Annotated in this window: 22 protein-coding genes; 7 read left to right on the top strand and 15 right to left on the bottom strand. The window is 40.6% G+C overall.

What is annotated here, in order from left to right:
- The 3 genes from Q9R21_RS06795 to Q9R21_RS06785 form a co-directional block, all read left to right on the top strand.
- On the top strand, nucleotides 1-559 hold a 559-nt coding region (locus tag Q9R21_RS06795), incomplete at its 5' end, for a LysR substrate-binding domain-containing protein (protein ID WP_311203980.1).
- A gap of 17 nt (nucleotides 560-576) precedes the next feature.
- Nucleotides 577-894 (top strand): NGG1p interacting factor NIF3, encoded by a 318-nt coding sequence (locus Q9R21_RS06790; protein WP_114540869.1) that lies wholly within the window; start codon nucleotides 577-579, stop codon nucleotides 892-894.
- Nucleotides 895-1,034: 140 nt separating this feature from the next.
- Entirely contained in the window at nucleotides 1,035-2,498 is a 1,464-nt protein-coding gene (locus tag Q9R21_RS06785) for a carotenoid oxygenase family protein (protein WP_311203979.1), read from the top strand.
- Between the two features lie 84 nt (nucleotides 2,499-2,582).
- Here the strand turns inward: Q9R21_RS06785 and Q9R21_RS06780 are convergent, their stop codons facing one another.
- The 4 genes from Q9R21_RS06780 to Q9R21_RS06760 all read right to left on the bottom strand — a co-directional run bounded on the left by Q9R21_RS06780 (nucleotide 2,583) and on the right by Q9R21_RS06760 (nucleotide 6,583).
- Nucleotides 2,583-3,191, bottom strand: a complete 609-nt coding sequence (locus tag Q9R21_RS06780; protein ID WP_311203978.1) for a hypothetical protein — start codon at nucleotides 3,189-3,191, stop codon at nucleotides 2,583-2,585.
- 285 nt (nucleotides 3,192-3,476) lie between these two features.
- Nucleotides 3,477-3,947 carry a MarR family winged helix-turn-helix transcriptional regulator gene (locus Q9R21_RS06775; protein WP_311203977.1) on the bottom strand — a complete coding sequence of 157 codons (471 nt, stop codon included), beginning with the start codon at nucleotides 3,945-3,947 and terminating at the stop codon, nucleotides 3,477-3,479.
- 969 nt (nucleotides 3,948-4,916) lie between these two features.
- Nucleotides 4,917-5,711, bottom strand: coding sequence for a nitroreductase family protein (locus tag Q9R21_RS06765; RefSeq protein ID WP_311203976.1), 795 nt, complete (start codon nucleotides 5,709-5,711; stop codon nucleotides 4,917-4,919).
- Between the two features lie 71 nt (nucleotides 5,712-5,782).
- Nucleotides 5,783-6,583 (bottom strand): enoyl-CoA hydratase-related protein, encoded by an 801-nt coding sequence (locus tag Q9R21_RS06760; RefSeq protein WP_004279091.1) that lies wholly within the window; start codon nucleotides 6,581-6,583, stop codon nucleotides 5,783-5,785.
- Nucleotides 6,584-6,686: 103 nt separating this feature from the next.
- On the opposite strand from Q9R21_RS06760, the gene Q9R21_RS06755 reads away from it, so the two are divergent.
- The gene (locus tag Q9R21_RS06755) at nucleotides 6,687-7,256 is read left to right on the top strand and encodes a nicotinate-nicotinamide nucleotide adenylyltransferase (RefSeq protein WP_311203975.1); all 570 of its coding nucleotides are present in this window, start codon (nucleotides 6,687-6,689) and stop codon (nucleotides 7,254-7,256) included.
- A 5-nt stretch (nucleotides 7,257-7,261) separates the two neighbouring features.
- Here Q9R21_RS06755 and Q9R21_RS06750 read toward each other — a convergent pair whose 3' ends face one another.
- Nucleotides 7,262-8,167, bottom strand: coding sequence for a LysR family transcriptional regulator ArgP (locus Q9R21_RS06750; RefSeq protein ID WP_311203974.1), 906 nt, complete (start codon nucleotides 8,165-8,167; stop codon nucleotides 7,262-7,264).
- Nucleotides 8,168-8,271: 104 nt separating this feature from the next.
- On the opposite strand from Q9R21_RS06750, the gene Q9R21_RS06745 reads away from it, so the two are divergent.
- On the top strand, nucleotides 8,272-8,877 hold the full coding sequence (locus tag Q9R21_RS06745) for a LysE/ArgO family amino acid transporter (RefSeq protein ID WP_311203973.1): 606 nt from the start codon (nucleotides 8,272-8,274) through the stop codon (nucleotides 8,875-8,877).
- Between the two features lie 409 nt (nucleotides 8,878-9,286).
- A complete protein-coding gene (locus Q9R21_RS06740) occupies nucleotides 9,287-9,850 on the top strand; it encodes a YceI family protein (protein ID WP_311203972.1) in 564 nt (187 codons plus the stop codon).
- An 87-nt stretch (nucleotides 9,851-9,937) separates the two neighbouring features.
- Here the strand turns inward: Q9R21_RS06740 and Q9R21_RS06735 are convergent, their stop codons facing one another.
- From Q9R21_RS06735 to dapD, 5 genes are all read right to left on the bottom strand, one after another.
- Entirely contained in the window at nucleotides 9,938-10,396 is a 459-nt protein-coding gene (locus Q9R21_RS06735; RefSeq protein WP_005265784.1) for a peroxiredoxin, read from the bottom strand.
- 81 nt (nucleotides 10,397-10,477) lie between these two features.
- On the bottom strand, nucleotides 10,478-10,891 hold the full coding sequence (locus Q9R21_RS06730; protein WP_005097581.1) for a hypothetical protein: 414 nt from the start codon (nucleotides 10,889-10,891) through the stop codon (nucleotides 10,478-10,480).
- A 16-nt stretch (nucleotides 10,892-10,907) separates the two neighbouring features.
- Nucleotides 10,908-11,576 carry a 7-cyano-7-deazaguanine synthase QueC gene (queC, locus tag Q9R21_RS06725; RefSeq protein WP_004731688.1) on the bottom strand — a complete coding sequence of 223 codons (669 nt, stop codon included), beginning with the start codon at nucleotides 11,574-11,576 and terminating at the stop codon, nucleotides 10,908-10,910.
- A gap of 34 nt (nucleotides 11,577-11,610) precedes the next feature.
- Entirely contained in the window at nucleotides 11,611-12,321 is a 711-nt protein-coding gene (gene queE, locus Q9R21_RS06720) for a 7-carboxy-7-deazaguanine synthase QueE (RefSeq protein ID WP_004645638.1), read from the bottom strand.
- Between the two features lie 131 nt (nucleotides 12,322-12,452).
- Nucleotides 12,453-13,274 (bottom strand): 2,3,4,5-tetrahydropyridine-2,6-dicarboxylate N-succinyltransferase, encoded by an 822-nt coding sequence (gene dapD / locus Q9R21_RS06715; RefSeq protein ID WP_004645637.1) that lies wholly within the window; start codon nucleotides 13,272-13,274, stop codon nucleotides 12,453-12,455.
- 319 nt (nucleotides 13,275-13,593) lie between these two features.
- On the opposite strand from dapD, the gene carO reads away from it, so the two are divergent.
- Entirely contained in the window at nucleotides 13,594-14,322 is a 729-nt protein-coding gene (gene carO / locus Q9R21_RS06710; protein ID WP_311203971.1) for an ornithine uptake porin CarO, read from the top strand.
- Nucleotides 14,323-14,380: 58 nt separating this feature from the next.
- On the opposite strand, the gene Q9R21_RS06705 is transcribed toward carO, so the two are convergent.
- From Q9R21_RS06705 to cysT, 5 genes are all read right to left on the bottom strand, one after another.
- Nucleotides 14,381-15,610: an outer membrane protein transport protein gene (locus Q9R21_RS06705; RefSeq protein WP_311203970.1), complete on the bottom strand. Its 1,230-nt coding sequence runs from the start codon at nucleotides 15,608-15,610 to the stop codon at nucleotides 14,381-14,383.
- Between the two features lie 91 nt (nucleotides 15,611-15,701).
- Nucleotides 15,702-16,625 carry a CysB family HTH-type transcriptional regulator gene (locus tag Q9R21_RS06700; RefSeq protein WP_004645634.1) on the bottom strand — a complete coding sequence of 308 codons (924 nt, stop codon included), beginning with the start codon at nucleotides 16,623-16,625 and terminating at the stop codon, nucleotides 15,702-15,704.
- 53 nt (nucleotides 16,626-16,678) lie between these two features.
- Nucleotides 16,679-17,740, bottom strand: coding sequence for a sulfate/molybdate ABC transporter ATP-binding protein (locus tag Q9R21_RS06695; RefSeq protein ID WP_004279078.1), 1,062 nt, complete (start codon nucleotides 17,738-17,740; stop codon nucleotides 16,679-16,681).
- Nucleotides 17,741-17,751: 11 nt separating this feature from the next.
- On the bottom strand, nucleotides 17,752-18,645 hold the full coding sequence (cysW, locus tag Q9R21_RS06690) for a sulfate ABC transporter permease subunit CysW (RefSeq protein ID WP_004279077.1): 894 nt from the start codon (nucleotides 18,643-18,645) through the stop codon (nucleotides 17,752-17,754).
- Nucleotides 18,642-19,475, bottom strand: coding sequence for a sulfate ABC transporter permease subunit CysT (cysT, locus tag Q9R21_RS06685; protein WP_004279076.1), 834 nt, complete (start codon nucleotides 19,473-19,475; stop codon nucleotides 18,642-18,644). The genes cysW and cysT overlap by 4 nt, the downstream gene beginning before the upstream one ends.
- Nucleotides 19,476-19,496 lie beyond the last annotated feature (21 nt).

Below are 19,496 nucleotides of genomic sequence, written 5' to 3'. Positions count from 1 at the left end.
GATTCTGGCACAGCTTAAAAAAAACATGCCGGACTTAAAAATCCATCTGCATAGCCTGACCTGTATGGAACAGATTCAGCGGCTAAAAAATGCTGAACTGGATTTGTGTATTACCCGTTTTCATCTGGATCATCCCGATTTTGACAATATTCATTTATTAACCGAGCAAATTTATCTGGTTGCCGCTCAGCATTTACATCCTATGGATCGAATCCTGAAATTACAGGAACTGAAAAATCACAATATGATTATGTGCGAGCAGAACGCATCTCCCGTATTTTATGAAAAGCTGGATAAACTGCTCTGCATTGATCAGTTCGAACATGAACAGCTGTTGTGGGTGACCAATGTCTTGCAACACATCAATCTGACCAATATGGGCATGGGCTTTAGTTTTGCGCCCGAATATTTACTGCGTTTTTTGAATGATCATGTGAAAATTGTCCAGACTGATCAGGCACTGCCAAAACTGGGCTTGTATGCAACATTTAACAAGAATTCTCAAAATCCTGCATTGAAGATGATTACCCAAGCCCTTAATAATACGGCAAGTATCTGAATTTCAGGAAGGAATATATGTTAAAGCTGATTTATTACGTGCCGGATGAAAATTTGGAAGACACCAAGAATGCGATATTTGCAGCAGGGGCAGGCGGCATTGGTGAGTATACGGACTGTGCCTGGCAAGTTTTAGGAACCGGACAGTTTAAACCACAGGAAGGTGCAGATCCTCATATTGGTGAAGTGGGTAAACTGGAACAGGTGGAAGAATGGCGGGTAGAAATTTTGGTGCCTGATGAAAAGGCGGTCGAAGTGGCCAAGGCGCTGAAAGAAAGTCATCCTTATGAAGAGCCGGCCTTTGAGTTTATTCAGCTTCTGGATATCAAAGTCTAAAATTATAAAATTGATGCTCTGCTGCGGCGCGTTTAACTTAGCGCGCCGTTAATCTAGATTCAGAAACCAGCCGACCTGCTTTTGTTATTATCATTTCTTCCAGAATAATCCAAAGAAAAAATACAATAAGGAAAATAACAATGCCGTGGCCAAAACTGCTGAGCAGTGTGCTTAAGAATACCCTCAGTAAATCTATCCAGTACGGTGCAGAAATCCTGCACAGCCGCATTCCGTATTCGCATGAAAATCCCTATCTGGAAGGTATATTTGCACCAGAGCGGCAGGAACACTTTTCCACAAATTTAAAGGTTGAAGGGCAAATTCCTGCAGAACTGGATGGCGCATTAATGCGGATTGGTCCAAATCCTATTACAGTCAAAAACCCACGCAACTATCACTGGTTTACGGGCGATGGCATGTTGCATGCGCTCAGACTGAAGGGTGGTGAGGCACATTGGTATAAAAGCAGTTATATCGGTTCTGCCAGTGTGCAGAAAAAACTTCATCGACCACAAATTCCCGGTAAAACGCGAGGTGTCGCGGATGCAGTCAATACCAATGTCATCCACTTTGCCGGAAAAATCTGGGCACTGGTAGAAGCGGGTGCATATCCAGTTGAGTTGAATGCTGCACTGGAGTCAAAACGACATCATTTATTTGAAGATGATCAGGATTTTCCATTTACTGCCCATCCGCATATTGATCCTGAAACGGGCGATATTCATGCGATTTGTTATGATGCTTTAAGTCAGAACAAAGTTTTTTATTTGCAGATAGATTCAAAAGGTAAGTTGAAACATTATGTCGACATTCCAGTGAAACATGGTCCGATGATTCATGATTGTGCCATTACCAGATCTCAGGTGCTGATTCTGGACCTGAATGTGAACTTTTCTGTACGCAGTGCTTTAAAGGGTTCAATGTTGCCATATCAATGGAATCCAAAACGGCAGGCACGCATTGGTATATTGCCTTTTGGCGGTAAAGCAATTGATATTCGCTGGTATGAGATTGATCCCTGTTTTATTTTTCATACCGTGAATGCTTATGAGCTGGATTCTGGTGATGTGGTTATGGATGTGGTGGTGCACTCTAAAGCCTTGGTCAGTTCGATTCAGGGACCGATTGAAGATCAGGATATTCGGCTAGAACGATTCATTTTTGAACACGGTACTGGAAAAGTGGTTCGGACGATATTATCCGAGATGAAACAGGAATTCCCACAGATTAATGAAGCTTATACCGGACGGCCTTATCACTATGTCTACACTATTTCCTTTGGCGAGTTTGATGATCCTTTTCATGTCAGCAGCAATACTCTTTTGAGCCATGATGTGGAAACTGGCAATTCAGAAAGCTATTCTTTTGGAGAAAACTGGGTAACAGGAGAGGTGATATTCGTCGCACGGGAAGGGGCGCAAGCTGAAAATGAGGGCTGGCTCATGTCTTATGTTCATGCTCTAGACGGATGCCCATCCAAAGTGGTGATTCTGGATGCACAGCAGATGACGACAGGACCGATTGCAACCATTCATTTACCGGTTCGTGTACCCGTCGGGTTTCATTGTAACTGGATTGATTATCGGAAATTGAGAACAATATGAGCTTGAGTTAGGTATATATAGCTATCTATATAAGTAGAAACCTCTGAAATCAAACGGACTTTATCATAGGCTTACAATTGAAATTCAATTCCAGAATTCTTGATATTTTGAGACCCAATACAATTTGGTTTTTATGTCGTAGCTACCATCGGGATTCAGGGAAATGAGGTAATGAATCTCTTTACCTTGACTACGGTTGCCTTTACCTTCAGAAACTTGGTACTTATATTTTTCTACTTCTTGAGGAGGAGTTAGTACAATACGGTTCCATGCTGTGGCTGGGATTTTTGCTACACCTTCCTGTTGCGCTGCCATTATAGCGAGTCTTTTTTTTGCTGCCTCTTCTCCTTGAGCATAACGTAGTTCTTCAGGAACACCATATCCTTTTTTTATTTGCTCTTCATAAGTCAACCAAGGGGCATATTCAATAATAATTTGTTCAGGCACATAACCTTCAGGAGATACTTTACAAGTGTTATCTGTAGTTAAATATTTAGTTTTTCTTTTTACAGGCATATTTCCATCGCTATCATAAAAATTACGACACAATGGCCAATTGTTTTTAAAAACAAAGTTATGCTCAAAGTCGGATGGCCCTACAACAAAAGTGATACTATTCTTCATAAGCGGTGCCGTTGCTTGACAGCCAGTTAATAAGCAGATAACGCAGATTACTAGATATTTTATTTTCATTAGTTTGCTCCTAGGTTTAAATCTAGATTAAATTTTAATGCTGTTCCGTAATTGGCTTTGATCTAGTTAAAATAATTTATGATTTGAATTAATTTTTTAAATGTTGTTATTATATAAATATTAATTAAACAGATGATTATTTTTTTTAATTATAAAAGATATCTATTATTTTAAATAGATATCTTTTATGCGAATTATTATAATATTATTTCCTGAAATTTAAAAAATATAATTTCCCCTCATTTTAACTCAATTTTTATATACTTTAATTTCCCTTTAATTCAACTAATGCGAAGGAGCTAGATTGCGGAAAATATGCTTAAGACTGTGTAGCATTTTTTCAATTTGCAACGGTGTTAAACCATCGAAAGATTGCTCTAGTACAACAACGCTAAGATCATTAATCTTTTTAATCATTTGCTGACCTTTTTCGGTTAATAATACTCGGGTAATTCGTGCATCATCCTCACAGGAATAAGTATGTACTAATCCCTCATCTTTTAGGCGATAGATGATTTTAGTAGTGGTCGACATCTTATAAATCAACATGTCAGATAAATCAGAAATACTCGCTCTATTTTTAAATTTTAATGCCAGCAAAATACGTCTGCGAGAATTGTCTAAACCGTATTTCTTTAAGGTATAGTCAACATTTTGCACATATTGGGTATGCACTTGACTAATCCAATGATAGGGTGAATCTTCTAAATTAAAATCTGTAGGAATGGATAAAAATTTACTGTACTTTTTTGTCATGGCCTCAACTCTTCTATATGTTAGGGTCTTTTTAATTTGTTTAAAAAATGCATTTTATTTCAAAATATTTACTATCCTATTATAAGGTTATGAATCTTATCTTCAGTACGTCTTCACCTCCTATTTAACTTCTTTTTAAGATGAACCCTCTAATTCTTTTTTGCTTCTTCGAGCCTCTTTTTATAAAAGAACTAGAGAGCCAAAATTTCAGTCACATTTTTTTTTATTTATCTATTGTTATTATGCGAACTGATTAAATCATCTTAATGATTAAATGATCTATCACAAAAAATACCATTTTCAATTAAGAAATACTTAAATATTTGTTCCGGTTAGCATTTTTTTATTTCGGAAAATTCATCTTTCTTTTTGCCTTAACTTTAATTCAGTAAGCTTAAGATAGTTTTGTAAGTCTTTTTAAAGCATATTAAGATATTGTTTTATATTGATATTTAATATTTTAATTTTTTTATACTTTAAAAGTATAAAAATTATCTTCATGAAAAATAGAAGAAAAATAAACTATCTTTTAGATTCCGCAATAGACATTTTGTGTGATTGTGTAAAATTTTTTTAAACTTTTTAGTTCAGCTTAATTCTCGATTAAAAAGAAATTTAACTAGAGAAATCACTAAATTGGATCTTGAACTCAAAACTTATAATCAAAAAATTAATGGAAGAAGAATCGGAATTGTGCATGTATTTGGTAGTGTGAAAGCTTTAAAGATCCTGGCTGCACGATATCGTAACAAAGGAAAAAGACTTGGCTTGAGATTCAATTTGATTGCTGGAATATACAACTTGGAGCTGAGTAAAAAACAGCTTATGAAAGAGCATTAATAAAAAATATGAAGTTTCCCTTAAGATTTATCTTATATCGTTTGTAGCGCATAAAGAGTGAATTATGTGACATCCATGTCACAAGATATCTATCAGATTTAAGGTATTTAATTTGTATAGATACGAAGCTTAAATCTTCTGAATAAACAGTTCACGATCAAAACGGTACTGCGGGAAGAATACTCCATCTTCGGCACGTTCACCCGCACCAATTACCATGACCGGATACTGTTCATCATTTAATTTCAGAATTTCACGAACCATCGGCTCATCGAAACCTTCCATCATACAGCTGTCAAAACCATAGGCTCGCAAGGCTAAAACCAGATTTTCACAAGCAAGCGCCGTCGTTTTGGTCGCCCACAGTTTCGCATCAGCTGGGCTGAAAGCAGACACTGGCATTTGTTTGTCCAGTGTACGGGCAACTTTGAAAGCCACTTTCTTAAAGTTACCAAAAGCATTCAGATAACCAGTCTTATAGTTGTAGGGAATATATTTATAGTATTTCTTAATCGCGGGCGGAGCTTCTGGAAATGGAAATTCATTCACATTACGTTTCGCCATTTCATCGATACGGTCGGTACGTGCGATACAGACAATTAGCTCAGAAGCTGTTTTGGCTGCCAGTTGACTCATACAGGCTTTGACCAGACGTTTTTTCTTGCCCGGATTTTGTACCACATAAAAAGTCCAAGGCTGCAAGTTCGACGAATTTGGGGCCAATAACGCCAGATCCAGACAGGCATCCAGAATTTCGACAGGAATTGGCTTTTTGGTAAATTTACGCACCGAACGTCGGCTTTCAATCACCTTACGAAAATTATCTATATCTATATCTTGAGGTGCAGGTTCGTAATAACGTTTCTTTTCTGGATTTGAACTATCTGTTGTTTCGGAAGAGGTTTGGGAGTTTTGATTTGGCATACTTCAGATTCTTAGAAAAATAAAAGATTGAGGCAGTCTAAACCACCTCGTTGAACTCATAAGTTTGAAAATTAGTTGAATTGTGTGAAATCAGGTTTACGTTTTTGCATAAACGCTTGAACCGCTTCCAGCATTTCTGGCGAGCCAACACGCTGCATGAAAATTTCTGCTTCATGGTCAATCCATTCTACAATTTCATTCACATTGTGTTTCATCAAGGTTTTAGATTGCACCAGTGATGCTAATGGCAGGGCAGAGAGCTGGGCAGCTTGTGCTGCTGCTTTAGTGTAAACATCTTCTTCAATGCTATTTACCAGACCTGCGTCGAGTGCTTTTTCGCTATTGAATTTTTGCGCAGTCAGCAATAATTCGGCCGCTTTATGATAACCCGCTTGCTGAATCAACAGCTTGCTTGAAGCGCCTTCAGGCGATAAACCCAGACTGACAAATGGAATCTGGAACAGGGCAGTATTGTCACTATAGACCAGATCACAATGTAATAAGATCGTCACGCCAATGCCGATTGCAACACCACGCACCGCAGCAATCAAAGGCTTGGAAAATTTTGCAGCAGATTTGAGTAAAACAAACGGCGGGCCTTCAGCAGCGGGTGCCTGACCTTTCTTCGCAGCAGATTTCATAAAATCCTGCATATCATTGCCCGCACTAAAGTCTGCATCCTGACCACGCAATACAACTACACGAACTTCAGGCGCCTGATCTGCTTCATCCAAGGCTTTCGCAATCCATAAATAAAGCTCGCTATATAACGCATTTTTCGCTTCCGGACGATTAATGGCTAAAGTGAGTACACCATGTTCTAAATTCGCATTCAAATGCTCATGAGGTTGTTGAATACAGCTCAGTGTCATCGTACTATCCTTGCTTTAAAACTTAATTTGATTTTATGGGAATGATTATGTCGCATATTTATTGGGGCAGCACAACTCATGAGTCATAAAAAACTGATCCCTTATGAACTATACATTTGATTATCTGGTTTTCATTGGCCGTTTTCAGCCTTTTCATCTGGCACACATGCAAACGATTAACATTGCCCTGCAACACAGTCAACATGTGATTTTGGCTCTCGGTTCTGCGCAAAATGAACGCAATATCAAGAATCCATTTTTGGCTTCGGAGCGAGAAGCCATGATCCTGTCAAATTTTAGTCCTGAAGATCAAGCTCGGATCAAATTTGTAGAAGTCATAGATGTTTATAATGATGAAAAATGGCAAAAGCTGGTGAAATCGCTGGTGAACCAGGTTAGTGAACCAAATGCCAAAGTCGGGCTGATTGGGCACTTTAAAGATGATTCTTCTTATTATTTAAAATTTTTCCCGGAATGGGAAATGGTCGAACTTGACAGCCTGGAAGATGCCTTATCCGCCACGCCGATGCGTGAGGCTTATTATCGTGGCGAAATTCAACAGGATAAATTTCCACAAGGTACGATTGATTTTTTAGAGAATTTCCAAAAAACTCCGATCTATCAGCAACTCAGTGAAAAATTTGTCCAGAATGATAAAACCAATCTGGTTTAAAAGTATCAGGTTGTTATGGGTTGATTCATGGTAGTTTGAGCATGCTGTTTCAAACATTCCCCAAGGATTTCTAAAGCAGGAGACTGTTCTTTCCAGTGATGCCAATACAACGGCACTTCAATTCGCATCTCATTTGAAAGTTCAAGAAGTCGGCCTGACTCCAGCAAATCCCTGGTTTGATAGTCCGGCAGCCAGCCATAGCCTAGACCCATGACAATCGCATCAAAAAATGCATGGGTCGATGGAATAAAAAAATGAGGATATTGAGCAAGGTTCAGGCCAAATTCGTGCTGAATAAATTGAGTATGTAGTTGGTCTTTTTCATTAAAAATAATGGCAGGGGCAAGGCGTAGCACATCCCGATGTACACCTTGACGAAACCAGTTTTGGGAAAACTTAGGGGTGGCGACCAGCCGATACTGCATCTGTCCGATCAATTCCGCCCGACAACCTTTCATTGCCTTGGCTTCAGTACTCAAACAGGCATTGACGAGACCTGCTTCTAACAGATGATGGGTTTGTGATTGATCGTCTACTTGAAAATGCAACACAATTTTATGCTGGATCAGCTGGGCTTGTAAGGTCGGTAATAGCCAGGTCGCGAGCGAATCAGCATTGGTGGCAATATTCAGACAATAGAAACCTTCTTGTTGCAATTGTCCACCCAAATCCTGCATCAGATTCTGTTCTAGCAAACGTTGATGCTGTAAATAATGCAATAAGGTTTGCCCGGATTGGGTCACGCGGCAAGGCCGATCTCTGACCAAAAGCAATTGTCCCAATTTTTTTTCCAGACTTTGAACACGAAGGGTGACTGCCGAGGCGGTAATATTTAGCTGTTCGGCAGCCAGATCGAAACTTCCCGTTTTTGCAACTGCATAAAAAGCATCACATTGTTTCGCATTCAGCATATCTATTATCTAAAAATAATTTAGTTAAATTGATATTAACTTAGTTTTAATTAATCGCACTCATTTTGTTGAATAATTCATTTATTCAAAAAAAGGGGAATGTGATGTTCAGTTATATGATGAGTGGTTTTGCTGTGGGAATGAGCCTGATTGTCAGTATCGGTGCACAGAATGCTTTTGTATTAAAACAAGGTTTAAAACAGCAGCATGTGTTTTGGGTCTGTGTGATTTGTGCCTTGTCTGATTCCCTTTTAATTCTGCTTGGCGTACTGGGCTTTGCGCGTGTCATTGAACATTATCCGGATATTGTTATATTTTCTAAATATATTGGCGCAGGATTCCTATTTTATTATGGTTTACATCATGCGATCAGTGCATTTAAATCAACAGAGGTTTTGGCACCAAGTGATCAGCTCACAGAGCATTTTCTGCAAGTACTGATGATCTGCCTGGCTTTTACCTGGCTGAATCCGCATGTTTACTTAGACACAGTTATATTGATTGGATCAATTTCAACTCAATACGCCTTAGGAAAATGGTGGTTTGCTTTAGGCGCTGTCTGTGCTTCCTGGTTTTTCTTCTTTAGTTTGGGATATGGGGCAAAGATACTGACGCCTTGGTTCCAACATCCAAAAGCATGGAAAATACTGGATGCTATTATTGCCTGTACCATGTGGGGCGTCGCAGTGTCATTAATTCTCAGTATTTGATTCAGGCTACGAAAGCTGATAGATCGGTTAAGAGTTGTCTAAGCGTGTCATTTTAGATAGTGATCGTGAATAGGCAGCGTAGAAAACAACTCTTTTCAGTGCTGCAAGCACATGGATATTTCCAATATAAATTGAACTTAAAATAAACGATCTGTTTGTATAAAAAATTTATAAAATCAAAATTTTATAAGATGAAACCAGTCTCCTGCTCGCCTAGCAGGGCCACTTATCAGAGAAAAATCAGCGCAAGTATTTTGTCCGTTAGTCATGAATGATTTTACAAAAACTTCAATAAACTGGTATAAAAAGAACGAAAACCTGTTCGTTCAAAAAACAAGAAAATTTAGTTTCAGATTAAGCCGTGTACTTAAATCCGATCAATAAGAAATTAAACAAGGTGGATTTAAAATTGAAAACAATAATAAAAACTGGGCTCCTTAGCCTAGCGATCTGTTTGGCTTTGACTAGTCAGTCTTTTGCAAGATCATGGACCTTAACTCCCAAAAGTGATGTCGGTTTTGAGATTAAGTCGATGGGTCTTACTGTGGTTAAAGCCAAGTTCAATCAGGTTCAATCCACGATGCAGTTTGATGCTAAAGCACCGCAAAATGCCTCAACCCATCTGGTCATGGATGTAGAAAGTTTAAGCTTTAGTAAGCCGCTATTTAAACATATGATTTTGGGCGAAGACCTGTTTTATGTAGAAAAATATAAGACTGTAATTTTTAAAAGTATCCAGTTTAAAGATCTAGGCAATGGCAAATACAATGTTTTAGGTCATTTAACCCTGCGTGGTGTGACCAAGCCAGTGATTTTCGAAACAACCTTTAAACCCAGTATGTCGAATGCCAAGCTGCTTGATGTTCAGGCATATGCCGTGATTAACCGTAGGGATTTTGGTATGAAAAAAGGAATTGCCGGGGTAGGAGATAAAGTGAATCTTCATCTATCAGGACAGTGTGAAATGAATTAGGGGAAATATAAAATACTTGATTATACAAATGTTATCGTAAAAAAAAGCCCGAATGTTTCGAGCTTCTATTCATACACAAGCATACAATTAAGCAGCTTGCAAAGCTTTTAAATCTTCCAAAACTTGTTCTGCATGACCTGCTGCTTTGACTTTGCGGTACTCTTTAACCAGTTCACCGTTATGGAAAATAAAAGTTGAACGCTCAATGCCCATCACTTGTTTGCCATACATGTTCTTTTCTTTAATCACATCAAAATGATTGCACAACACCTCTTCTTTATCGCTGATCAGATTGATACTCAAATTCTGCTTTTCAGTAAAGTTCTGATGCGCTTTTACCGAATCACGGGATACGCCAAGAATTGTGGTGTTTAAAGCATCGAACTGATCTTTTAAACAGGAAAAGCCAACTGCCTGAGTCGTACAGCCCGGCGTAGAATCTTTAGGATAAAAATAAATCACCAGCCATTCTGTATTCAACTGGGTTAAATTGATTTCGCCTGTCGTCGCAGGAAAATTCTGGTCAAGCAAACTAATTTCAGACATAAAAACTCCTGTTTTCTTTAAATTTTTTCAAAAAAATAAGCCACATTATAGTGGCTTATTTTATCAAAGAATAATCAGATCTTATTTCTTTGGTGCCGCTTGAGCTGATTTCATTGCTTCTTCAGTCAAAGTTTTCAGTTTGCCTGTTAACTGTGGACCAAAGCATGCTTGAAGATCTTTATTCTGCTTCTGTACAAAAGCTAAAGTGCCTGGGCTTTTCTTCTGGTTAATAGTGCTTTGAATTTCCCATTTTTGTGCATTGGTTAATTTGCCATCTGCTTCAATAGCACAACCACAATATTTGCTGACTTCAGCAGCCGTCAATTTTTTACTTTTGCCAGTTTCATTTTTACAAACATTGATCAATGCAGATTTTACATTGGTGCTTTTATAAGCTTGTTGTAATTTGTCATCAGCCGCTTGAGCCGTAGTTGCGAACATAGCAGCAGCTGAAACAATTGCTGAAAGCACGATGCTTGATTTTAAATTCTTCATAAACTCTACCTTGTTATTACGGTATATAACGTGTCGGGTCTTCAACACCTGCGTCCGCAAAACCCTGTTTACGTAAACGACAACTGTCGCATTTGCCACAGGCACGTCCTTGGTCATCTGCTTGATAGCATGACACCGTTTGACTGTAGTCTACGCCATGTTCAATACCTAAGCGAATGATATTTGCTTTGGATAAATGTAACAAAGGTGTTTCAAATTTGAGCGCCTGACCCTCTACGCCAACCTTGGTCGCAAGGCGTGCCATGTTGGCAAATGCCTCGATAAATTCCGGACGGCAATCCGGATAACCGGAGTAATCAACCGCATTAATTCCGATGACAATCGCTTCAGCTTCGAACACTTCTGCCGCGGCTAGAGCGTAAGACAAGAAGATAGTATTACGTGCAGGAACGTAAGTAATCGGAATGCCAGCCTGTTCATGGTCGGGTACCTCAATACTATGATCGGTAAGGGCTGAGCCACCCAGATTACCCAGATCAATATTGATCACTCGATGTTCCACACCCGCACGTTGCGTTAAAGCTTTTGCTGCATCCAGCTCGGTCGTTGAACGCTGACCATATCGAAAACTGAGTGCGATACATTCATAGCGTGCCTGCGCCCAAGCCAGACATGTTGTTGAGTCTAATCCGCCAGATAACAGGACAATGGCACGAGGGCGCATAAGCTGATTCTCCAAAAAAATACTTTACAAAAAATTAACGACCAGTTTCATCATTCCATAACAACTTGTGCAGCTGTAACTGGAAACGAACAGGGAGATGGTCTTCTAAAATCCACTGAGCCAAATCACGTGCCAGTGGTGGTAAACGAACCGCACCTTTTTCAACTGCAAATGCAGGCGAAAACCAAACTGTACTCACTTTGTCTTGAAGTTGGTACAGCTCTAACTGCTGCTTTGACCATTCATAGTCTTCACGATTGCATATCACAAACTTGATTTGATCATGTGCAGTTAAATGATCCAGATTAGAAAGCAAATTTCGTGCAACTTCACCTGAAGTTGGCGTTTTTAAATCTAAAACTTTGGAAACACGCGGATCCACTTTGGATACATCTAAAGCGCCACTGGTTTCAAGTGAAACTTCACATCCTAAATCTGCAAGTCGCTGCATCAGGGGCAGGGCATTGGGCTGCGCCAGTGGTTCACCGCCGGTCACACAGACGTAAGGGGTTTTAAAATCTAGCGTGGTCTGGATAATATCGTCCAGAGACTGACGCTCACCGCCTTCAAAGGAATAGGTGGTATCACAATAGCTACAACGCAATGGGCAACCGGTTAAACGGATAAATACTGTTGGCAGTCCTGCGGCATTGGCTTCACCTTGCAATGAATAGAAAATCTCCGTAATGCGTAAACCCGCAGATGGATCAGAGACAGGAATTGCGGAAGATCGAAGCGTATTCATAACAAAACTAACCAATGAGAAATAAATAACCGGGTATAAAAATAAAAATCCCTACGATTATTACTAATCGTAGAGACGAGGAGCGGTTGAGGCTCCGAGGAACACGAATGTATCCTCTAAGTTAAAACATCTTAGTCTTCGCGTAATAGATCGTTCAGACTTGTTTTAGAACGAGTTTGTGCATCAACTTTTTTTACGATAATGGCAGCATATAAGCTGTAAGTACCACATTTAGATGGAAGACTACCTGCAACAACGACAGAACCTGCTGGTACGCGACCATAATGGATTTCGCCAGTGGCACGGTCATAAATCTTGGTTGATTGACCAATGAATACGCCCATTGAAATCACAGAACCTTCTTCAACGATTACGCCTTCAACGATTTCAGAACGTGCACCGATAAAGCAGTTATCTTCAATAATGGTTGGATTCGCTTGAAGCGGTTCAAGCACACCACCAATACCTACACCACCTGACAAGTGAACATTTTTACCAATTTGTGCACATGAACCTACAGTTGCCCAAGTATCAACCATCGTGCCTTCATCTACATAAGCACCAATGTTGACATAAGAAGGCATCAAGATCACGCCTTTAGCCTGGAAAGAACCTTTACGTGCGACAGCAGGCGGTACAACACGTACGCCAGCAGCCTTGAATTGTTCTTCAGTCCAACCTGAGAATTTAGTCTCTACTTTGTCATAGAAACGAAGATCACAAGCTTCCATTGGTTTGTTGTCGTTCAATTTAAATGATAACAATACCGCTTTTTTAATCCATTGATGAACAACCCATTCACCATCGATTTTTTCAGCAACACGTAAAGTACCATTGTCTAGACCAGCAATTACTTCCTCAACTGCTTGACGGATTTCAGCAGAGCAATCTGCAGCTGTGAAATTCGCACGGTCTTCAAACGCTTGTTCAATGATTGTTGAAAGCTGCGACATGATCTTCCTTCCAGAAAAAAATTTTCTAGATTTTACACTATATTGCAGGAAAAATAGTTGAAAGCACTAAAAATAGATGAAAAATAACCAAAAGTGTAGAAAGCGTGAAATTATTAAAGTGATAAGTGTACTTTTTCATTATGTTGAAATGTAGGAGAAGTGTTAGAAAATGCTTGGTTCTGAACAAGAAAAATTAATTTGTATCAAAAAATAACAAAAGATGAGCAAAATGTGAATAAAAAATATTTTTTAAGTCCTTTATATTGAGCCTATCACGAATAACTAATGATCAAAATAAGTTCTTTTGAGGAGAGAAATAATGAAATCTTTACATAACATTTTAGCAGTATCAGTCTTAGCTCTAGCAGCAAGTTCTGCAATGGCTGCTGATGAAACAATCGTAACAGATGAAGGCGTTGCTGAATTCTCTTTCTTTAAACCAGCTTCTGTTCGTGCTGAAGTCGGTACTACCGGTTATGGTGGTGCAATTTCCTGGAGTGCTAACCCATATGTAGGCGTAACTTTAGGTTATAACGGCGGTGATATCTCTTGGTCGGATGATTTGTCAATCAATGGTTCTAAATATGACCTGGATATGGACAATAACCTGACTTACTTGAACGCTGAAATTCGTCCTTGGGCCAACTGGTTCTATATGGCAGCCGGTGTAGCATATATTGACAATGATTATGATATTGATCGTCGTGTCCGTGGTGGAGAAACTTTCCGCGTAAATGATGTTGAATTCGAGGCGGTAGGAGATGCTCGTATTAATGGTCAATTATCTTACAAAAATAATATTGCTCCTTATGTAGGGATTGGTTTCTCTCCAGCAATTACTAACCGTTGGGGCGTATTTGGTGAGATTGGCGCATACTACAATGGCAATCCAACAGTTAACTTAACTCCTACAGGGACTGCCGTAAGTACAGATGGTGTTATTGCTGACTTTGCTGATCAGGTGGAACGTGAAGAACGTAATATTCGTAATGACAATGAATACGAATGGCTACCAGTGGCTAAACTCGGTGTAAGCTTCCGCTTCTAAGTTTTAGTCTCATAAAAAAAACGAGCTTCGGCTCGTTTTTTTATTTTTTAGAACAATTTTAAAAGTGATAGCCCAGTTTAAAACCTAGGATCCAGGCACTGTTATCAGAAACTGCAGATAAACCTGCAATCTGTGGCGTAATAGGTTCGGATGAGGAAATTTCAGGTTGTTGAAACTTTAAATAATATAGTCCTGTAGCAATATCCCAGGTTTCTTGAATTTTATAAAGATGACCTAGTCCAATGCCCCAATAGCCATCACTCGGATTCAGGGTTGAAGCCGGATTTCCTGTACCAGAATCCCATAAAAGTTCGATCGAATTTATGCCAAAAGTTGGCCATTGATGAGCAAGTCCGATTTTTCCAGACCATTGATCCTTACGATAATCAATCATTCTAAAAGATTTTACTTCAGGGAACTGTAAGGCTGCATAGTCAATTACAGCGCCAAATTTAGGCGGCTGGATCACGAAATTTTGCCAGTTCGACCAACGCAGCGTGCCATAGAACGCATTTCGATCAGTTAAAGCTGTCTGAAAATCCAGATTTACTGACTGAGGAGTTTGAATTTCTGTATAAGGTGCTGGATTCGTACCTACAACAATCGATTCAGTGGTTTTATTGTGATGAGTGATTGCAGAACGATAGGTCAGTGCGGTTCTAAAAAAATATTCTGGAATCTGATAACTGATTCCTGCAAGCCAGCCCCAACCGGGATCTCGTTCAAATGTGGCCCGATAACCATTGAATACATAAAATGTCTGCCCAGCTAAATATAAATTTCCTTCTAAACTCTGATAACTTAGCCCTGTATAAAAATTCCAGTCATCGTCTGGTTGAAAGCCAATTAATGAGGTCACATTATGGCTCTTAAACTGAATGGTAGCAGCCTCAATAGGAAGTGCTGCACCTGCAAAAACAGGATCATAACGATAAGCGATATCTATAGAATAAGGCTGATCATAAATCAGTCCCCACGACACTTGAGGATGCAACTGGAATTTTAATGTGGCATTGGAGATCAATTGGTTATGGGTAAGATTTCCTGTTGAAAAATCGGTGATGCCTAATTGTTGTAGCTCTTCGGTATGTTGTACCTGACCGCTGATATCAGGGCGAACCCAGGCCAATGAAACTTCAGCATAATGATTTTTTTCAAAAAACGATTGGATGCTTTGGTTAGATTGTTCAAACGCTGCTGCATAACCTGCCCCGGAGAAAAACAAGCCCGTGGAGAAAAGAGCAAATTTATGATTGATCATCTTGGTATAATTCAATTTATTATGCATGTGATTATGCTTGATATTTATATTCTTTATCTACCAAAAAATAAAAAAGAGGCTATTCGCCTCTTTGATTAAAAACTTAAAATATTGCACTTTATTCGTCTGGATAAGCCACTTTTTTCAGTGCCTTAATATCTGCGTCTGGTGAGCAGAGGGAAATAAACTCGTAGCCATAACCGCGTAATAAATGACCTTTACGCACTGCAATCCAAGTAGTATTTACGCCGAAAATATCGGTTTTAATCTGCTTTAAGCGGTAATCACGCTCCGGGTCATAGGCCACATCGTTGACAATGCCGATGCCCATATTCATTTCTACATAGGTCTTGATGACATCGGCATCAAGCGCGGACATCACAATATCTACATCAAAACCAGCTTCTTCAAAGGCGGTATCAATCTTGGAGCGACCGGTAAAACCACCATGATAGGTAATAATCGGGTAGTGCGCCAGATCTTCGATGAGCACGTGTTCTTTGCTTGCCAGTGGATGATTCTGCGGGGTAATAATACTGTGTTGCCAGTTATAGTAAGGTACGCTGGCCAGATTATCTTCAGTGGTGAGTGCTTCGGTCGCAATACCGATATCCGCTTGACCTTGCAGTAGCATTTCCGTGATTTCAATCGGGCTGGCCTGTTGCAAAATCAAATGTACTTTAGGGAATTCTTTTTTGAATTGGCTGACAATTGGTGGCAACACATAACGCGCCTGGGTATGCGTCGTGGCAATCGTCAATGTGCCTTCATCGACTTTATTGAAATCATCGGCCAGACGTTTGATATTGTCGGCATCGACCAGCATGCGTTCCACAATGCCTAAAAGTGCCTGACCTGGTTCGGTTAAGCCCAGTAGACGTTTACCTTTACGGATAAATAACTGCACCCCCAGTTCATCTTCCAGATCTTTAATATGCTTACTTACCCCGGACTGTGAAGTATAAAGCGCAGCAGAAGCTTCAGTTAAATTAAAGTTTTGTCTAACCGTTTCTCGTATAATTCTTAATTGTTGGAAATTCATAATTCTCTTACCCTAGAAGAGGATGGGGCATTTTAAAGCCCCATCTTTTGATCTTAAGCGACCTGGTTTTCAAATAAATGCAAATTCACCGCACTTAACCACACGGTTTGATTTGGGCGGAATTGATGCGCTCTCGCTTCATCAGGTGTTAGTAAAATTTCGATCAGGTTGCCTTGACGGTCATTTAGCTCTGCAACGACTTTACCCGCGATCCATAATTCACGAATGAAGGTCGCTTGAATGGCATTGTCGTGTGGCTGTGCATGAATGCGTAGCTCATCTGGGCGCGCGAATAAAATCACTTCACCTTGAGCGGCATTTTTTGCACCCTCGAATTGAATGCGATCTTCACCGAGCTGGATGAGGCCGCCATGGTTCTGACCTTCAAAACGGTTCGCCTGACCCAAAAAGTCGAATACAAATGGAGTTTTCGGGGTTTCATAGACTTCACGTGGAGATCCGATCTGTTCCACATTGCCTTTGTTCATTACTACGATCTGATCTGCAACTTCGAGTGCTTCTTCCTGATCATGGGTTACAAAGATCGAGGTGATATGCAATTCGTCATGCAGGGTACGTAACCAGCGACGTAGCTCCTTACGGACTTTGGCATCCAGTGCACCGAAAGGTTCATCCAGTAATAATACACGCGGTTCAACTGCCAAAGCACGTGCAAGGGCAATACGCTGGCGCTGACCACCAGAAAGTTGAGCTGGATATCGGTCAGCCAGGAAACCAAGCTGAACCAAGTCGAGCAAACGAGTCACACGTTTCTTGATTTCTGCTTCCGATGGACGGGTTTTACGCGGACGCACACGCAAACCAAAGGCAATATTGTCAAATACCGTCATATGGCGGAATAGGGCATAGTGCTGGAATACAAAGCCAACTTCACGCTCCCGTACATGTACATTGGTGGCATCCTGACCTTCTAAAATCACCTGACCGCCATCCGCAGATTCCAGACCGGCAATAATCCGTAGCAAAGTGGTTTTACCACAGCCGGATGGGCCAAGAAGTGCGACCAGTTGACCATCTGGGAAATCCAGCGAAATGTTTTTTAGTGCGTGGAATGCACCAAAGTGTTTTTCAATATTTTGTACTTGAATACTCATGTGGGCATTCCTTAGGAAACTGTTGAATCTTCATTACGTTTGTCTTGTTTTTCCTGGCGCAGTTCCACCCATGTTTTTAAAATCAGGGTCACAATTGCGAGGAGAGCCAGAAGCGAAGACACGGCAAACGCAGCACTAAAGGTATATTCGTTATAAAGAATTTCGACGTGTAGCGGCAAGGTATTGGTTTCACCACGGATATGGCCAGAAACCACCGACACCGCACCAAATTCACCCATGGCCCGCGCATTACATAGAATCACGCCGTAGATCAGACCCCATTTGATATTGGGCAGGGTCACTTTCCAGAAAGTCTGCCAGCCAGACGCACCGAGTACAATCGCAGCTTCTTCTTCTTCGGTGCCTTGTGCTTCCATTAACGGAATCAACTCACGTGCAACAAAAGGTACAGTAATGAAGATCGTCGCCAAGACAATCGCAGGCACTGCATAAAGGATCTTGATATCGTGATCCATCAGCCAAGAACCCATCCAGCCTTGGGTACCGAAAATCAGCACCAGCATCATACCCGCGATCACAGGTGAAACCGAGAAGGGGAGATCAATAATGGTCGTCAGGAATGATTTACCTGGAAAGTTAAACTTCGCCACAGACCAGGCTGCCGCAACACCAAATACGACGTTGAGCGGTACCGCGATTGCAGCCGTCAGCAAGGTAAGTTTCACTGCCGACAAGGTATCTGGATGCACCAGTGCCTGTGTATAAACGCCAACCCCTTGTTTAAAGGCTTCAACAAAAACCAGAATCAAGGGCAGAATCAAGCAGCTTAAAAAGAAGATTAAGGCAATAGTGAGCAGTGTATAGCGTACCCAAGTCGGTTCGCGGGTTGCATCACGGGATTGCAGCTTTTCAGCCAGCGCATTACTGTTGGTATTTAAACTCATCGCGCAGTTCTCCCGGTACGACGGCTGGCCCATGCCTGTAATAAGTTAATCAGGAATAGCATCACGAAGGAAATCAGTAGCATGACGACAGCAATCGTGGTTGCACCAGCATAGTCATATTCTTCTAAACGAGAAATAATCATTAAGGGTGCAATTTCCGTTTCAAAAGGCTGGTTACCGGCAATAAAGATCACCGAACCATACTCACCGACACCACGGGCAAAGGCCAAAGCAAAACCAGTGATCAGCGCAGGCAGCAGAATTGGGAAAATCACTTTGGTCACAATCTGAAAACGGTTGGCACCCAATGCAGATGCAGCTTCTTCCAGTTCGGTTTCCAGATCGCTAAGGACTGGCTGAACTGTACGCACTACAAAAGGCAGGCCAATAAAGATCAATGCCAATGTAATACCAATCGGGGTATAAGCGACTTGAATGCCAATCGGTTCTAAATATTGACCAATCCAGCCGGTCGGTGCATATAAAGAGGTCAGGGCAATACCCGCAACTGCAGTTGGCAAGGCAAATGGCAAATCTACCAGAGCATCGACTATGCGTTTGCCCGGAAAGCTGTAACGTACCAGACACCACGCCAGCAACAGGCCAAAAACTACATTGACCAGTGCAGCGACAATGGCCGCGGTGAAACTTAACTGCAATGATTTCAAGATACGTTCAGAGCTCAGGATTTCCCATAAGCCATCCCAGCCAATGCCCAGTGATTTAATAAAAACAGCTGACAGCGGGATCAAAACGATTAATGACAAATACGCTAGGGTAAAGCCTAGAGAAAGACCAAATCCTGGCAGCACTCGGGATCGCTGCGACATGATTACTCCTCAAAAGAGAGA

The organism is Acinetobacter sp. RG5, assembly GCF_031844265.1.
Taxonomy (GTDB): Bacteria; Pseudomonadota; Gammaproteobacteria; order Pseudomonadales; family Moraxellaceae; genus Acinetobacter.
The sequence above is the reverse complement of the archived record's forward strand: the minus strand, read 5'-3'. Positions and strand labels throughout refer to the sequence as shown.

Bases quoted from the DNA above. Each gene is read 5' to 3' on its own strand.
- Q9R21_RS06775 (WP_311203977.1), bottom strand. From the start codon at position 3,947: ATGACAAAAAAGTACAGTAAATTTTTATCCATTCCTACAGATTTTAAT.
- Q9R21_RS06785 (WP_311203979.1), top strand. From the start codon at position 1,035: ATGCCGTGGCCAAAACTGCTGAGCAGTGTGCTTAAGAATACCCTCAGT.
- queC (WP_004731688.1), bottom strand. From the start codon at position 11,576: ATGCGCCCTCGTGCCATTGTCCTGTTATCTGGCGGATTAGACTCAACA.
- Q9R21_RS06790 (WP_114540869.1), top strand. From the start codon at position 577: ATGTTAAAGCTGATTTATTACGTGCCGGATGAAAATTTGGAAGACACC.
- Q9R21_RS06695 (WP_004279078.1), bottom strand. From the start codon at position 17,740: ATGAGTATTCAAGTACAAAATATTGAAAAACACTTTGGTGCATTCCAC.
- Q9R21_RS06735 (WP_005265784.1), bottom strand. From the start codon at position 10,396: ATGTCTGAAATTAGTTTGCTTGACCAGAATTTTCCTGCGACGACAGGC.
- cysW (WP_004279077.1), bottom strand. From the start codon at position 18,645: ATGAGTTTAAATACCAACAGTAATGCGCTGGCTGAAAAGCTGCAATCC.
- Q9R21_RS06730 (WP_005097581.1), bottom strand. From the start codon at position 10,891: ATGAAGAATTTAAAATCAAGCATCGTGCTTTCAGCAATTGTTTCAGCT.
- cysT (WP_004279076.1), bottom strand. From the start codon at position 19,475: ATGTCGCAGCGATCCCGAGTGCTGCCAGGATTTGGTCTTTCTCTAGGC.
- Q9R21_RS06765 (WP_311203976.1), bottom strand. From the start codon at position 5,711: ATGCCAAATCAAAACTCCCAAACCTCTTCCGAAACAACAGATAGTTCA.
- dapD (WP_004645637.1), bottom strand. From the start codon at position 13,274: ATGTCGCAGCTTTCAACAATCATTGAACAAGCGTTTGAAGACCGTGCG.
- queE (WP_004645638.1), bottom strand. From the start codon at position 12,321: ATGAATACGCTTCGATCTTCCGCAATTCCTGTCTCTGATCCATCTGCG.
- Q9R21_RS06750 (WP_311203974.1), bottom strand. From the start codon at position 8,167: ATGCTGAATGCGAAACAATGTGATGCTTTTTATGCAGTTGCAAAAACG.
- Q9R21_RS06760 (WP_004279091.1), bottom strand. From the start codon at position 6,583: ATGACACTGAGCTGTATTCAACAACCTCATGAGCATTTGAATGCGAAT.
- Q9R21_RS06745 (WP_311203973.1), top strand. From the start codon at position 8,272: ATGTTCAGTTATATGATGAGTGGTTTTGCTGTGGGAATGAGCCTGATT.
- Q9R21_RS06705 (WP_311203970.1), bottom strand. From the start codon at position 15,610: ATGCATAATAAATTGAATTATACCAAGATGATCAATCATAAATTTGCT.
- Q9R21_RS06755 (WP_311203975.1), top strand. From the start codon at position 6,687: ATGAACTATACATTTGATTATCTGGTTTTCATTGGCCGTTTTCAGCCT.
- carO (WP_311203971.1), top strand. From the start codon at position 13,594: ATGAAATCTTTACATAACATTTTAGCAGTATCAGTCTTAGCTCTAGCA.
- Q9R21_RS06700 (WP_004645634.1), bottom strand. From the start codon at position 16,625: ATGAATTTCCAACAATTAAGAATTATACGAGAAACGGTTAGACAAAAC.
- Q9R21_RS06780 (WP_311203978.1), bottom strand. From the start codon at position 3,191: ATGAAAATAAAATATCTAGTAATCTGCGTTATCTGCTTATTAACTGGC.